This window comes from Vagococcus silagei (assembly GCF_004795745.1).
GTDB classification, from domain to species: domain Bacteria; phylum Bacillota; class Bacilli; order Lactobacillales; family Vagococcaceae; genus Vagococcus; species Vagococcus silagei.
Genome location: NZ_SDGV01000032.1, coordinates 1 through 14,728 on the forward strand (window position 1 = coordinate 1; position 14,728 = coordinate 14,728).

14 protein-coding genes, 1 rRNA gene and 1 other annotated feature are annotated in these 14,728 nt (G+C 33.8%); of the genes, 5 read left to right on the forward strand and 10 right to left on the reverse strand.

Translation table 11 applies throughout. From position 1 onward, the window contains the following. Positions 1–195, reverse strand: a 16S ribosomal RNA gene (locus tag ESZ54_RS11535); the annotation flags it as partial. Between the two features lie 452 nt (positions 196–647). On the opposite strand from ESZ54_RS11535, the gene croR reads away from it, so the two are divergent. From croR to serS, 5 genes are all read left to right on the forward strand, one after another. Next, on the forward strand, positions 648–1,334 hold the full coding sequence (gene croR / locus ESZ54_RS11540) for a response regulator transcription factor CroR (protein ID WP_136137819.1): 687 nt from the start codon (positions 648–650) through the stop codon (positions 1,332–1,334). Beyond that, positions 1,324–2,487 (forward strand): sensor histidine kinase, encoded by a 1,164-nt coding sequence (locus ESZ54_RS11545; protein ID WP_136137806.1) that lies wholly within the window; start codon positions 1,324–1,326, stop codon positions 2,485–2,487. Before croR ends, ESZ54_RS11545 begins: the two co-directional genes overlap by 11 nt. 208 nt (positions 2,488–2,695) lie before the next feature. Further along, on the forward strand, positions 2,696–3,901 hold the full coding sequence (locus tag ESZ54_RS11550) for a serine hydrolase domain-containing protein (protein ID WP_204249557.1): 1,206 nt from the start codon (positions 2,696–2,698) through the stop codon (positions 3,899–3,901). 14 nt (positions 3,902–3,915) lie between these two features. Beyond that, entirely contained in the window at positions 3,916–4,098 is a 183-nt protein-coding gene (locus tag ESZ54_RS11555; RefSeq protein ID WP_136137808.1) for a nucleoside triphosphate pyrophosphohydrolase family protein, read from the forward strand. A gap of 153 nt (positions 4,099–4,251) precedes the next feature. Beyond that, positions 4,252–4,483 (forward strand) — a binding site (T-box leader). Positions 4,484–4,548: 65 nt separating this feature from the next. Beyond that, positions 4,549–5,823, forward strand: a complete 1,275-nt coding sequence (gene serS / locus ESZ54_RS11560) for a serine--tRNA ligase (protein WP_136137809.1) — start codon at positions 4,549–4,551, stop codon at positions 5,821–5,823. 61 nt (positions 5,824–5,884) lie between these two features. Here serS and guaB read toward each other — a convergent pair whose 3' ends face one another. From guaB to ESZ54_RS11605, 9 genes are all read right to left on the reverse strand, one after another. Then, positions 5,885–7,369: an IMP dehydrogenase gene (gene guaB / locus ESZ54_RS11565; protein ID WP_136137810.1), complete on the reverse strand. Its 1,485-nt coding sequence runs from the start codon at positions 7,367–7,369 to the stop codon at positions 5,885–5,887. A 131-nt stretch (positions 7,370–7,500) separates the two neighbouring features. Then, positions 7,501–8,220: a DUF1129 domain-containing protein gene (locus ESZ54_RS11570; RefSeq protein WP_136137811.1), complete on the reverse strand. Its 720-nt coding sequence runs from the start codon at positions 8,218–8,220 to the stop codon at positions 7,501–7,503. Positions 8,221–8,235: 15 nt separating this feature from the next. Continuing rightward, entirely contained in the window at positions 8,236–9,336 is a 1,101-nt protein-coding gene (gene ychF, locus ESZ54_RS11575) for a redox-regulated ATPase YchF (protein WP_136137812.1), read from the reverse strand. A gap of 33 nt (positions 9,337–9,369) precedes the next feature. Continuing rightward, positions 9,370–9,564, reverse strand: coding sequence for a DUF951 domain-containing protein (locus ESZ54_RS11580; RefSeq protein ID WP_136137813.1), 195 nt, complete (start codon positions 9,562–9,564; stop codon positions 9,370–9,372). 79 nt (positions 9,565–9,643) lie between these two features. Then, positions 9,644–10,534, reverse strand: coding sequence for a ParB/RepB/Spo0J family partition protein (locus ESZ54_RS11585; RefSeq protein WP_136137814.1), 891 nt, complete (start codon positions 10,532–10,534; stop codon positions 9,644–9,646). Next, the gene (locus tag ESZ54_RS11590; RefSeq protein WP_136137815.1) at positions 10,518–11,288 is read right to left on the reverse strand and encodes a ParA family protein; all 771 of its coding nucleotides are present in this window, start codon (positions 11,286–11,288) and stop codon (positions 10,518–10,520) included. Before ESZ54_RS11590 ends, ESZ54_RS11585 begins: the two co-directional genes overlap by 17 nt. Positions 11,289–11,386: 98 nt before the next feature. Next, positions 11,387–12,106 carry a 16S rRNA (guanine(527)-N(7))-methyltransferase RsmG gene (rsmG, locus tag ESZ54_RS11595; protein WP_136137816.1) on the reverse strand — a complete coding sequence of 240 codons (720 nt, stop codon included), beginning with the start codon at positions 12,104–12,106 and terminating at the stop codon, positions 11,387–11,389. A 411-nt stretch (positions 12,107–12,517) separates the two neighbouring features. Then, positions 12,518–14,233, reverse strand: coding sequence for a hypothetical protein (locus tag ESZ54_RS11600; protein ID WP_136137817.1), 1,716 nt, complete (start codon positions 14,231–14,233; stop codon positions 12,518–12,520). A 66-nt stretch (positions 14,234–14,299) separates the two neighbouring features. After that, on the reverse strand, positions 14,300–14,728 hold a 429-nt coding region (locus tag ESZ54_RS11605; RefSeq protein WP_136137818.1), incomplete at its 5' end, for an LPXTG cell wall anchor domain-containing protein.

Consider the following 14,728-nt stretch of genomic DNA (forward strand, 5'->3'; position numbering starts at 1 on the left):
CAAATTATGCGGTATTAGCACCTGTTTCCAAGTGTTATCCCCCTCTGATGGGCAGGTTGCCCACGTGTTACTCACCCGTCCGCCACTCACTTTCTTTCGGTGGAGCAAGCTCCGGTGAAAGAAAGTGCGTTCGACTTGCATGTATTAGGCACGCCGCCAGCGTTCGTCCTGAGCCAGGATCAAACTCTCAATAAAAAGTTATGATAACATCCGAAGATGTTTAGCTCATTTATAAATTGCTAGCGAATTTTATTCACTAAATTGAAGTTGCTTTTACTTGTAGTAAAAACACCCTACACATTTGGTTCGTCTTACTTTGTTCAGTTTTCAAAGGTCTAGTTCTTGTTGACTTAGCAACTTTTATATAATAACATTCAAAGTTTTTTTTGTCAACACTTTTTTTGTTTTTTTATTTTGAAGCTTGTTTGCCGTTCGTTGACGACTTGAAAAGATTATCATGTTTCCAATCAGATGTCAACACTTTTTTAAACTTTCAATTCGTGGCTAAAACAGCAACGTGATTAATATACTACTTTTTTAAAAAAATGTAAATAACCTTTTTAACATTTCTCTATTTAACCTTTGTTTGTTACAATGCTAGTGAGAGACAATCTCCTTACTCTATTATGAAAGCTGAGGAACAAATGATGAAATTATTAATTGTAGACGATGATCAAGAAATTGTAGAACTACTCAGTATCTATGCTCAAAATGAAGGTTATGAAGTTATTAAAGCTTATGATGGAAAAGAAGCTCTAAGTAAAATTGTAACCATTCCCGATATTGATTTAATGATATTAGATATAATGATGCCAAAAATGGATGGGATGGAACTAGTAAAAGTATTAAGGAAAGAATCGCAAATTCCAATTATTATGCTAACAGCTAAAATAACTGATATGGATAAAATTCAAGGTTTGATTGCTGGAGCCGATGATTACGTTACGAAACCGTTCAATCCGTTAGAAATAATGGCACGCGTAAAATCACTATTAAGAAGAAGCCAAATGCAAGTTCAAACACAAGAACCGGATGTCTTAGAAATTGGGCCTTTGATTATAAAAAAAGATTCACATGAAGTCATGACTGACAAAGGAACACCCATCCAGTTAACTGCTTTAGAATTTGGAATTCTATATTTACTAGCAAGTCATCCTAATCGTGTTTTTAGTTCAGATGATATCTTTGAACGTGTTTGGCAACAAGAAAGTGTTGTTTCAGCCAAAACTGTTATGGTTCATGTTAGTCATCTTCGCGATAAGATTGAGGAAGCAACAAATGGTGAAAAAGTAATTCAAACAGTTTGGGGAGTTGGATATAAAATTGAAGGCTAATCCAAAAAAGAGTACAAAAATTCACTTAACGTCCAAAGAAAAAAGTGAACTACTCATTGAAGGTATTGCAACAGTCATTTTATTAATTCTACTCAATTTAGCAGTCTACATGATACTTATTCAAATTATTGAAACTAATCGTTCTGTTGATGACATGCTATTTAATATCAAAGCTTCTATCTATAATACATTCTATAGTCAACACTCATCATCATTAAAGTTACCCTTACTTATCTTTATGATGACGATTGATTTAATTGTTCTTTACTGGCGATTGATACGCCGCTATAAACAAATGCAACAACGACATATTATTAGTGAACTACACTACATTTCAAATGGACACCTTGATCACCGTATCCCATTTGAGTTAGGTGGGGATGCAGGACGTTTAATTGATAGTATTAACGTCTTAGTTGATAGTACAGTTGCAGCAATTGAAGAAGAAAGGCGTATCGAGCAAACAAAAGATGAACTGATCACGAATGTCAGTCATGATATTCGGACACCTCTAACTTCTGTCATAGGATATCTTGGTTTAATAGAAGAAAAACAATATAAATCAGAAGAAGATCTTTTAAAATACACTCATACTGCTTATATTAAATCAAAGCAAATGAAAGTTTTAGTTGATGATCTTTTCGAATATACAAAAGTAAGACAATCTAATTCACCACTTAATATTATTACTTTTGATATCCAACAACTGATAGAACAACTTGTCGTTGATTATGAATGGCCTGCCTCTCAACAAAAGATGGAAATCGACTTTCAATCGCCATATGAACATATTTCTATGACTGGTGACCCAGAAAAATTAGTCCGCGTTTTTGATAACCTTCTATCTAATGCATTAAAATATGGAGTAGGTGGCTCAGAAATAATAATTACGATCAAAAAAACAAATACTGATGTCTATATTTCTATCAAGAATAATGGTCCTGAAATTCCTAACGAATCTTTAGAACATTTATTTGATCGCTTTTACCGCGTTGAAAGTTCCCGTTCAAAACAAACCGGGGGAACCGGCCTAGGATTAGCAATTGCTCAAAGTATTATTAATTTGCACGAGGGATCAATCAATGCTACATCCACTAATGGATGGACATCGTTTAACATCGTACTTCCCTTACAACTTAAGCAAAAAATATAATACTAATAAAATGAAGAAAATATGATTTTTTTCTATCAGTCACTTTTTTTAGTGACTCAAAATAAAAATCATATTATACTCATTTTACAGCAGTGCCAAAATTAATATGAATGGACGATTGATAACTATGAATGATACGCGCAGTAACAATGACAGGTCAAACAAAAAACAAAAGAAAAGAAACGGCTTCTCTCTTTTTATGGGCCTTTTGTTTGGCATTATTTTTGCCATAAACTTTTTTTACTGGTATCCACTAGCGGCAGAAAAATTCTCGCTACCAAAATTGCCGCAAGTAAATACTGGAACTAAAGATTCAACTACTGTGACTGCAGATATTGAAAAACCAACCTCTGAAAGCCACACAACTGAATCATCAACACAAGAAACAATTGTTGAAGAAAAAGATGCGTTTTATCCACGTATGAATTTTCAAGCGTCGGATCAAATTTCTACTATCTATCAACCACTTTCAAATAAAATTGATACCATGATTCAACAAAACAATATGACTGGTACCTATCTTGTAGTAAAAAATAATCAGTTAGTACTTTATAAATCTTACGGCAATGCTCATGAACAAATAAATGATCCATACAAAAGTTCTTATAGTATTGCTTCTTTACAAAAATCGATGACAGCTGTTTTATTAGTTCAATTGGTCGAAGAAAAGAAAATATCTCTTGATGATCATATCGACAAGTTTTTCCCTGAGATTCCAAACGGGCAAAACATTACCCTAAATCAACTATTATCAATGACATCTGGCTTGTCTTTAACCGATAAAAAACCAAGTTCTACAAAATCTTATCAAGACTTATATAATTTTGTACTAACACACACGGCATATAAAGATGTCACCAAATGGACCTATAGTGAAGTAAATTATCTACTTGCTACTATGATTATTGAAAAAGTGACTGGGCAAGGATACGATGAGGTTCTTGAAGAAAAAATTATCAAACCGTTAAATTTAGAAAATTCATTTGTTTTCAATAAACGAAAAGAAGATCAATCGCTTGTCAAACCTATTGAAAACAATCAAGAACGTGACATCCCTGAATATGCTGTTTTAAATGAAGTTGGTATCGGAAATTGGGCCTTTACAGCAAGTGACTTCTTAATCTTTATTCAAGCATTACTAGATGGTAAACTTTTAAATCAAGAATCCCTAAATTTACTATGGAGTTATCCACCTGCACTATATAACTATTCATATAAATCTGGATTTTATCACTACCCAACAAGTAATCGCGGACACGGTCTCTTCCGTTCTTACGAACCAACTGTTCATTTTTCAAATAGTGGTGACACTGCTGTTCTATTCTTTGCAAACACTTATCAACCAAATGATTTAAATGCTGCTCTGACAAAACAGATCTTTGAAACTGTTGTTGCTGATCCAGCTGGTTTATAAAGGAGTATTTATCAATGGACGACATTCTAAAGAAAATTAATCAACTAGCAAAAGTTGAGCCTAAATCAACCTACGAAATGGCATTAAAATTGACTGAAGAAACGGGCGAAGTTGCTCAAGCAGCATTAAGTATAAACCAAGCAAGTGGCTTATCTTATAAGATAACCTTCAAGAAGAATGCATGGATGTCATTTTAGTTGCGACTGCACTTTATTTTAAATCCAGTGGTGCCTCGGAAGATAAAATGAAAAAGCTACTATATTCTAAGATTGAAAAGTGGGAAAAACATCTTGAAATCTAAGATTTATTTGACACTTTTTTCAAAAGCCGATATACTTAGATGCAATTAAAGAATATAACTCAGGAAAGACAAGTAATTTTGAAGTATGTTTCAGAAAGTTGATGGATAATGCGAATCAACACATAACCAAGATGAATCCACTTTCTTATGATGAATGTAACGATTGTAGTTTGCTACTTAAGTTACATCGGCCATACACCGTTACTTGTAGAATAAAGTTGCATGATTTTTATGCGAACATGGGTGGTACCGCGAAGTTGAAAAATACTCTCGCCCCAATAGGTAATTTTTTATTATCTATTGGGGCGAGTTTTTTTATTTTTATTATTTAAGGAGGAAAACAAATATGTTAGATATCAAATATTTACGTCAGAACACTGACGAAGTCAAAGAAAAATTATTAACTCGTGGAGTTAAAGAAGAAGTGTTTACAGAATTTATTAAACTGGATGCTGAAAGACGCGAGCATTTAGTCAAAGTTGAAACATTGAAAAAAACAAGAAATGAAGTTTCTCAAGAAATCGCACAATTAAAACGTAATAAAGAAAATGCTGATGAAAAAATCAAAGAAATGCAAACTGTTGGTGAAGAAATCAAAACGCTTGATGATGCCATTAATGAAATTGATGAAAAATTACAATATATTGCTTACACAGTACCAAATCTTCCCCATGCAGATGTTCCTGTTGGTGCAGATGAAGATGATAACGTTGAAGTTCGTCGTTGGGAGACACCTCGCCAATTCGACTTTGAACCTAAACCTCACTGGGAAGTTGCAGAAAACTTAGGTATTCTTGACTTCGAGCGTGGCGCTAAAGTTACTGGTAGTCGTTTCTTATTCTACAAAGGTCTTGGTGCCCGTTTAGAGCGTGCAATCTACAACTTAATGCTTGATACTCATGTCTATGAACATGGTTATACTGAAATGATTCCACCTTACATGGTTAATGATCAATCTATGTTTGGTACTGGTCAATTCCCTAAATTTAAAGAAGATGTTTTCCAAATTAGAGAGGAAAACTATACATTAATTCCGACAGCTGAAGTACCATTAACTAACTATTATCGTGATGAAATTTTACCTGAACAAATGTTACCAGTCTACTTCACAGCTCTCAGTCCATCATTTAGATCTGAAGCAGGTAGTGCTGGTCGCGATACTCGTGGTTTAATTCGTTTACATCAATTCAATAAAGTTGAAATGGTTAAAATTAGTCACCCTGAAACGTCATACGATGAATTAGAAAAAATGACAAACAATGCTGAAGCTATTTTACAGAAATTAAATCTTCCATATCGCGTAATTACTTTATGTACGGGAGATATGGGCTTCTCAGCTGCAAAAACTTATGATATTGAAGTTTGGATTCCAGCTCAAGACACATATCGTGAAATTAGTTCTTGCTCAAACTGTGAAGATTTCCAAGCTAGACGTGCTAAAATTCGTTTCCGTGATGAAGATGGTAAAGTAAACCATGTTCATACTCTTAACGGTTCTGGTTTAGCAGTCGGCCGTACTGTAGCTGCTATATTAGAAAATTACCAAAATGAAGATGGCAGTGTTACAATTCCAGAAGTCTTAGTACCATACATGGGTGGTCAAACAAAAATTACGAAATAATCTAATAAAAACGCTGTAAATTCTACTATATTAAGAAGTAGAATTTACAGCGTTTTGTTTTTTATGATTCGATTGAATAGTTTGGTGCTTCTTTAGTAATTTGAACATCATGTGGATGAGATTCTTTTAATCCTGCGCCACTCATTTGAATAAATTGCGCGTTTTCACGCAATTCTTCTAAATTACCAGCTCCAACATAACCCATACCTGCTCTTAAACCACCAAGCATTTGGAAAATAATATCTTGAACGCTGCCTTTGTAAGCAACACGTCCTTCAATACCTTCTGGAACTAACTTATTAGCTTCATTAACGCTGCCTTGGAAGTAACGATCACTTGAACCTTTTTCCATTGCGCCTAGAGATCCCATACCGCGATATGTTTTGAAGCGACGACCTTGATAAATTTCAAATTCACCAGGTGATTCGTCGGTCCCAGCTAACATTGAACCAAGCATGACAACATAACCACCAGCAGCAAGAGCTTTGACGATATCTCCAGAGTACTTAATACCACCATCTGCAATAATCGTACGGCCGTATTCACGTGCTACTTTTGCAGCATCATAAATTGCTGTTAATTGTGGAACACCCACACCGGCAACAACACGAGTTGTACAAATTGAACCAGGTCCAATTCCAACTTTAACAACATCAACACCTGCATCATATAATGCGCGAGTTGCTTCACCTGTTGCAACATTCCCTGCGATTAAGACTGCATCTGGGAATTTTTTACGAATTTCAGCAATTTTACGGATTACGCCTGCACTATGACCATGAGCTGTATCAATGACAATTGCATCTGCACCAGCTTCTAAAAGTCCTTCAGCACGTTCAAATGTATCACTTGTCACACCAACAGCTGCAGCAACTAACAAACGACCATGCTCGTCTTTAGCCGCATTTGGAAACTCAATTACTTTTTCGATATCTTTAACTGTAATTAAGCCACTTAAGCAGTAGTTATCGTCAACAATTGGTAATTTTTCAATTTTATGTTGTTGTAAAATCTTCTCTGCATCTTTTAAAGATGTACCGACTGGAGCTGTGATTAAGTTCTCTTTTGTCATCACGCTATCGATTGATACTTGATAGTCTTTAATGAAACGTAAGTCACGATTCGTTAAAATGCCCACTAGTTTTCTATTTTCTAATGTCTCAACAATTGGAACACCACTGATTCTATATTTAGACATTAATGCTTCTGCATCAATAACTAAGTGTTGTGGTGTTAAGTAAAACGGATCAATGATAACGCCACTTTCTGAACGTTTTACTTTACGAACTTCGTCCATTTGCTGTTCAACGGACATATTTTTGTGAACGACCCCTAGACCACCTTGACGCGCCATTGCAATCGCCATTTTACCATCTGTTACAGTATCCATACTCGCACTCATAATCGGAATATTTAATTTAATTCCTTTAGCAAGCTCGATTGATAAATCAACATCGTTTGGTAAGACATGACTTTCTGCTGGTACTAATAGTACATCATCAAATGTATAGCCTTTTTTTGTAAATTTCGTTTCCCAATTTGACATTCTTTAAAAGCACTCCTTTAGATTTATTTTTACCTACAAACTTACCAAAAATAGTGCCGTTCGTCAATTGTCTATACTAAAAAAAGGATAAATCTCATCAAGTTCTTTGATAAGATTTACCCTTTACTTATTTATCTTTGTGGTGGTCTTGTAAAAAGACTACCTTGAATATTATATTTTTTCTTCAATAGATAGTGTCCACCAAAGGCAGCTGCACCTAGAACCAAATTAATCATCGGATCTAATGAAGGATTAACTGTCGCTGGTAAAAGTTGTGCCATTGAGAAGAAGAATAACCACGGAATAAAGCACAATGCCATAATTCCAGTTGATTTTAAAAATCCTGGTTTTTTACTTTGATCTGCTCCTGGTAAATTATAGACATACACATATTTATGGATAAAGTAGAATGATAACCCTCCGGAAATGGCACCAATAACTAAACTAGTGATCCCTTGTGTTACACCTGATTCTTTAGACATTACTGAAAACATACTTGTGATAATCGCTAAGAATGAAAATAGAACTAACGAATTATCTAACCATAAGATACTGAATGACGATGTCGGCAAAACATCTGGAGTCTCTTTAATTTTACTTGCTGCTTCAGTTGGTGTCCCATACAGTTGTTTCGCTGTTACACCTGTCTTTTGTCCATCAACTAATGCTTGTAACATACTATTTAAAGCACGTACTTCTCTTTCTTCCGGAAGAGTTTCATTAGCTAAAACTTTTTTTAAGTCGAACATAAATTGATCATTTTTCTTTGTCAATTCTTTTAATAATTGTTCATTCTCTTGTTTCATTTGTTTTACTTCTGCTGCTATTTCTTCAGCTGTTTTTTTACTCATGATTTTAGCTCCCTGTTAAACGTTAAATCGGAACAACATAACATCTCCGTCTTGAACGACATATTCTTTTCCTTCTAAACGTACGCGACCTGCTTCTTTAGCTGCGCCCATACTACCATATTCTTTTAAATCCTCGAACGAAACAGTCTCAGCGCGGATAAAACCTCTTTCAAAGTCAGTATGGATTACACCCGCACATTCAGGGGCTTTCATACCTGCTTTAAAGGTCCATGCACGCACTTCTTGGACACCTGCAGTAAAATATGTAGCTAAGCCTAAAAGATAGTATGCTGCACGAATTAGTTTATCTAATCCTGATTCTTCAATCCCCAACGCTTCTAAAAATTCTGCTTTATCTTCATCTTCTAATTCAGCAATTTCTTCTTCAGCACGGGCACAGACAGCAATTACTTCTGCATTTTCAGTTTCTGCAAATGCCTTAACTTGTTTTACATAGTCATTTTCGTCTGCATTAGACACTTCATCTTCAGCAACATTGGCTACATATAGAACTGGTTTTGTTGTAAGTAGGAACAACCCTTTTACAATAGGCATTTCTTCAGCTGTAAATTCAATTGAACGTGCTGATTGACCTGCTTCTAATACCGGTTTGATTTTTTCTAAGACAGCCAATTCAGCCACGGCTTCTTTGTCTTTCGTTTTTGCGATTTTAGCCACGCGAGTATAGCGTTTATCAACTGATTCTAAATCAGCCAAGACTAATTCTAAGTTAATTGTCTCAATATCTGATAAAGGATCCACACGTCCTTCAACGTGAGTAATGTTGTCATCATCAAAACAACGAACAACATGACAAATTGCGTCTACTTGACGAATATTGCTTAAGAATTTATTTCCTAATCCTTCACCTTTACTAGCACCCTTAACAATTCCAGCAATGTCTGTAAATTCAAAAGTTGCAGGTACTGTTTTTTTAGGTTGAACCAATGATGTTAATTCATCTAAACGATAATCTGGTACTTCTACCATACCAACATTTGGATCGATTGTCGCAAAGGGATAGTTTGCAGCCTCTGCACCTGCTTTGGTAATTGCATTAAATAGTGTTGATTTACCGACGTTTGGTAAACCGACAATTCCTGCTGTTAAAGCCATTCAATTCACTCTTTCTTTTTCGCTTTAGCTGATTTACTTGTCAGCCTCTATTGATTTTTCAACTACTTTTTTTAATCTTTTTTCAAAGTCTTTACGAGACATCATCACAATATGTTGACAGTTACAACATTTGATTTTAATGTCCATTCCCATTCGAATGATTTCCCATTGATTCGTCTGACAAGCATGGGGTTTTTTCATTTCAACGATATCGCCCAAATCATACATATTGGTGCCTCCTTTTATTAATTACTTTTCAAATACATGCTATATCATAGCATATTTATGACCTAAAAGTTGATAATTTTTAATCAAATTGAACATCTAGAATATCAAGGATTCGAGTCAAGTCTTCCTCAGATAAATATTCTATTTCAATTTTCCCTTTACCGTCAGTATCTTTTATGACAACAGTTGTTCCAAATTTATCCATTAGCGACTCTTCACTGGCTTTGACATACGCAGGGATTTCTTTAACAACTTTAACTTTTTTAGTTTTCGGTATACTATCTTGATCGTTCATTTCTACAACAATTTGTTCTAATTGACGAACAGTTAAGCCTTCCTTTAAAACACGATTAGCCAATGGAATAATCTGTTCTTGATTCTTAAGTCCTAAAAGAGTTCTAGCTTGTCCCATTGACAGCGACTCATTTTGAACCAGTTCTTTCACAATATCCGGTAACGTCAATAAACGCAGGTAATTTGCGATATATGGTCGGCTTTTACCAAGTTGCTCTGATAATTCAGCTTGTGTTAATTTCAAGTTCTTCATTAACATATCGTATGCTTCTGCTTCTTCCATCGGACTCAAGTCTTCACGCTGTAAATTTTCTAGCACAGCAATTTGCATCATCTGTGCTTCATTAAATTCGCGAACGATTGCTGGAATGTTTTCTTGTCCTGCTATTTTAGAAGCTCTAAAACGACGTTCACCAGCAATAATTTCGTAGCCTTTAACCGCAGATTTTCTAACAATGATTGGTTGGAATACACCTGATATTTTAATTGATTTAGCTAATTCTTCTAATGCTGCTTGATCAAAAGTTTTACGTGGTTGATACGGATTTGGCCGTAATTCTGTTAAAGCAATACTCTTAACCTCTTCAAAATTAGGATCTACTTCTTCAATTTTTGACAAGTCATCAAATAAAGCATTAATTCCTCTTCCCAATCCTGTTTTATTTGTTTTGGTCACGATCCATCACTTCCTTTGCTAATGCTTGATATACTTCTGCACCTTTTGAACGTAAATCATAATCAATGATTGATTGTCCATGACTAGGTGCTTCTGACAAACGAATATTTCGTGGAATAATCGTGTCGTACACACGTTCACTAAAATATTTTCGGACCTCTTCTACAACTTCCGAACCTAAATTTGTTCTTGCATCATACATTGTCAAAAGAACACCTTCAATTTGTAAGTTTGGATTAAAGTGTTTTTGTACCAACCTGATTGTGTTTAACAACTGGCTTAAACCTTCTAAAGCATAATACTCACATTGGACTGGAATTAAAATCGAATCACTAGCTGAGAATGAGTTAATTGTTAAATGTCCAAGAGACGGAGGACAATCAATAAAGATAAAATCATAATCTTCCAGTACGTCTTGAAGTGCAGATTTTAATCTTGATTCTCGTGCCATCATCGATGTAAGCTCAATTTCAGCACCTGATAATTGAATTGTCGCAGGTACAATATCCATTCCTTCACGTGAAGAAGGTTGAATTGCTTCTTTTATCGGTATTTCATTTACCAAAACATCGTAGATGTCATGTTTTACATCAGATTTTTTAATGCCCATTCCACTTGTTGCATTTCCTTGGGCATCCATATCAATCAATAATACTCTCTTACCTTCAAGTGCTAAACTTGCACCTAAATTAACAGTAGTTGTTGTTTTACCAACACCACCTTTTTGATTTGCAACTGCAATCACACGTGCCATCTTGTTTCCTCCATTTACTCAAATTACCCTTTAATCTTTGTTTAACTTCTGCCTATTTATTGTAACACATCTTTTTTACTCTGTATGACTCAATCATATTAAATCAATGGTTTTTTATTTGGAAGCCCTGGCTTACGCGGGTATTTTTTTGGCGTACTCTTTGTTTTTACTATTTTTATAATAAAACGTTGATCATTAGTAATCGGTAACGAGACTTCTGTTTCTTTCTCGAATTTTCCGCCTAAAATCGTCATTGCTTTTTTAGATTCCAATAATTCCTCTTCACTTTTAGCGGCTTTTAAGGCTAAAAAGGCTCCATTGACTTTAGTTAATGGTAAACACAATTCACTCAAAACACTCAATCTAGCAACTGCTCTTGCTGTTACAAAGTCAAATTGTTCTCTGAATTTCGGGTTTTGACCAAAAGTTTCTGCACGATCATGATACAAATTAACACCATCTAATCCCAGTGTTTCAACTAACAAGTCTAAAAATTTAATTCGTTTATTTAATGAATCAACAATCGTAATTTGTAAGTTTGGAAATACAATTTTTAGTGGGATACTTGGAAATCCTGCTCCAGAACCTACATCACACAAACTTTTTTGTCCAGCACTCAAATTTTCCGAAAATGCTAATGTAATAGAATCATAAAAGTGTTTCAAATAAACCTCTTCTAAATCAGTAATAGCAGTTAAATTTATCTTTTCATTCCATTCAACGAGTAACTTATAGTACAGATCAAATTGTTCCATCTGACGATCTGATAACTCAATTCCTTTATCTGCCAATGTTTTTCTAAATATATCTGGTTTCATTGTCATTGCGCTCCTTCACGTGAAACAATTAATGTTTCACAACTATTTCTACTTTATCGTATCTAAAATAAAAGTTCAATCAAAACCTATCAAATTTTAAATGTTTCACGTGAAACATTTAAAAATAACTAAGGTTATCTATAGCTTTACCATTCAATAATAATCTTAAAGTTTTCTTTACTTTATTTTCATAAAAAATATTTATTTAGTGCGACATTATTTCACATTTTATCGCTATTATATAAGCATACCTACTAAACAAACCAAACAAACCTTTTCATTTTATTTACTCCTCCAAAGTAAATAAACAACTCCTTTTTGACTTAAAAGTATTGCCATACTTTTAGGTCTTTTTTTATTAAATAAGCCTGCAAGCGGTTCGGATTCGCTTACAGGCTTGTTTATTTTACTTTAATAACTATCGACTACTATTTGTTGATAATTTTGATATTGTTGATGTTCTTCTAGTGTTCTAATTAGACAATCCTCTTCAATATACGGTTCTAACTCATTAAATACTTTTCGATTTAGAACAAATAATTCAGAAAACTTATGTCTGTTTAACAATTCCCTCACATTCTTCGTTATCTCAGTTGATTGAAGGAAAGGTACGATATTAATTCCGTTTTGTTTAAATAGATCCATATCATTAAATAACGGTGATGTTTCATCAACAATTAAATTAATAACAGAATTCTTTTCAACAAAATTCACTAACCAATGAATTAGTAACTCTTGGTATGTGTGGAAATATATTTCTTGATATCTAATATATTCCAACTCATTATTTGAAACTTTTATTGTTAACTCTTCTTTTTCCTCACTATTATAATAACGTTGAATTTCTTCATTCCCGTTAGATGATTCACGCACCATGACTAAGTAACCATGATTATAGACTTCTACATAGTGTTTGCCTTGTTTAACAAAATGAAAATACTCTAGATTATTTTCAGTTTGTTCCCTAACAGTTAATGTTGTTTTTTCTTTATCATCATAATAATATTTGAGACCATTTTCTTCTTTTGCAAAAAAAGGTTGTAAGCCTTCTTTTTGTTTTGACATTGATTTTTTTACAACTGGTCGTTGTTTATTAATTCCCAATAAATCATTGAATAAATTGTAAATTCTAACATTTTGAGGTAACCAACCTAGTTGTTTATAGTTAATAGTCGTCATCATAATCGCAGAATCAAAATCCAATGTTGCTATCTTAATATTATTATTTAATTGCAACAAATTATTCCATGCTTGAATTGAGTCGGCTTCATTTTGATTTAAATCATTTGGTAATTCTTCAGTCGCAATAACATACATTTCATTTTTCAATATGTTACTCATAATTCCTTTTGAATTACCATTTAATTCAAATAGTTTACGTTCAATATATTTTTTTTGTGCCTTTAATACTGTTGTTTTTTCATCAGTTTGATGAAGTATTTCTTCCTTTTGATGAACAATATCAAGAAGCTCATTTTTCTTTAATTGATTAACTGAATCAAAATCTTTAAGTACGCCAATCAGTTGATCGATATCTTCTTTTTCTTTATTAAAATATGCCTCAAAAACATGTCTTCGTTCAATGATTTTCTTTTTATCCATCTTCAACTCTTCCAACTTAATTCGTCGATGTGAGATACTTTCAATCAATGAAATCGTAGACTCAGAAAACGAATCAGAATTCGCAAACTTTTCTTGATCTGTTTTCAAAATGCGCTCAATACGATTGATTCGAGTAACCAATTTTTCTGTCGCTTCATCAATTCGACAAAGTTCTTGAGACATTTTTTGAATTCGATTAATATGATGCTCTACTTCCTTTTGAAATGTCTCATTTTGTTTGTCTAATGTTGTAAGCCATTTTTTATAGTAAAAGATATCATTCTTAGAAAATTCAGAATTTATCTTGATTTGCTCAAATTCCCCAACAATCTCTTTTTTTTCACTATATAATTCATGAATTAGTGTTTCTTGAACTTCATTCTTTTTTTGTATAATTTGATCATATTCATCCTCTAATTCAGTTATTCTGTTATGAAACTCTGGTGTCAAGGTTACCGTTTCAACATTTTTCTCTTGTTCTTTTTCAACGAGAGTGCAATTAAAAGATAATGTTTGCTTCCTCATAAAATCATCCTTAATCTTTAACAAATGACCTAAGATGATCATTTCTTAGGTCATTTGTCGTTCTACTTAACTTTTTTGATCTTGTTCTTCTTCATCTTTTCTTTTTTTATAAAACAGTGCGGAACCTCCAAGTAATGCAGCTAATCCTGCAACAGCCATTGAATTATGTTCATATTCATCAGTTTGAGGTAATGTTCCTTTGTTGTTTGAACGTCCACTAGATTGACTTGTAGAGTCAGATCCACCTGAACCTAAGCCCTTATTACTATTTGGATTATATGTCATCGGCATTACCGAACTTCCTTTATGATTTCCATCTGAATTCCCATTGTTCAATCCATTAATTAAATCATTAAGATCAATATTTCCATTGCCATCAATCGTTGTATCTTTTCCATCTGATCCATGACCAGTGTTTTCAGAATAGGAGCCACTGCCATCTGAGTCGCTACCGCTACCGTCGGAATCGGAACCACTGCCGTCGGAGTCGCTGCC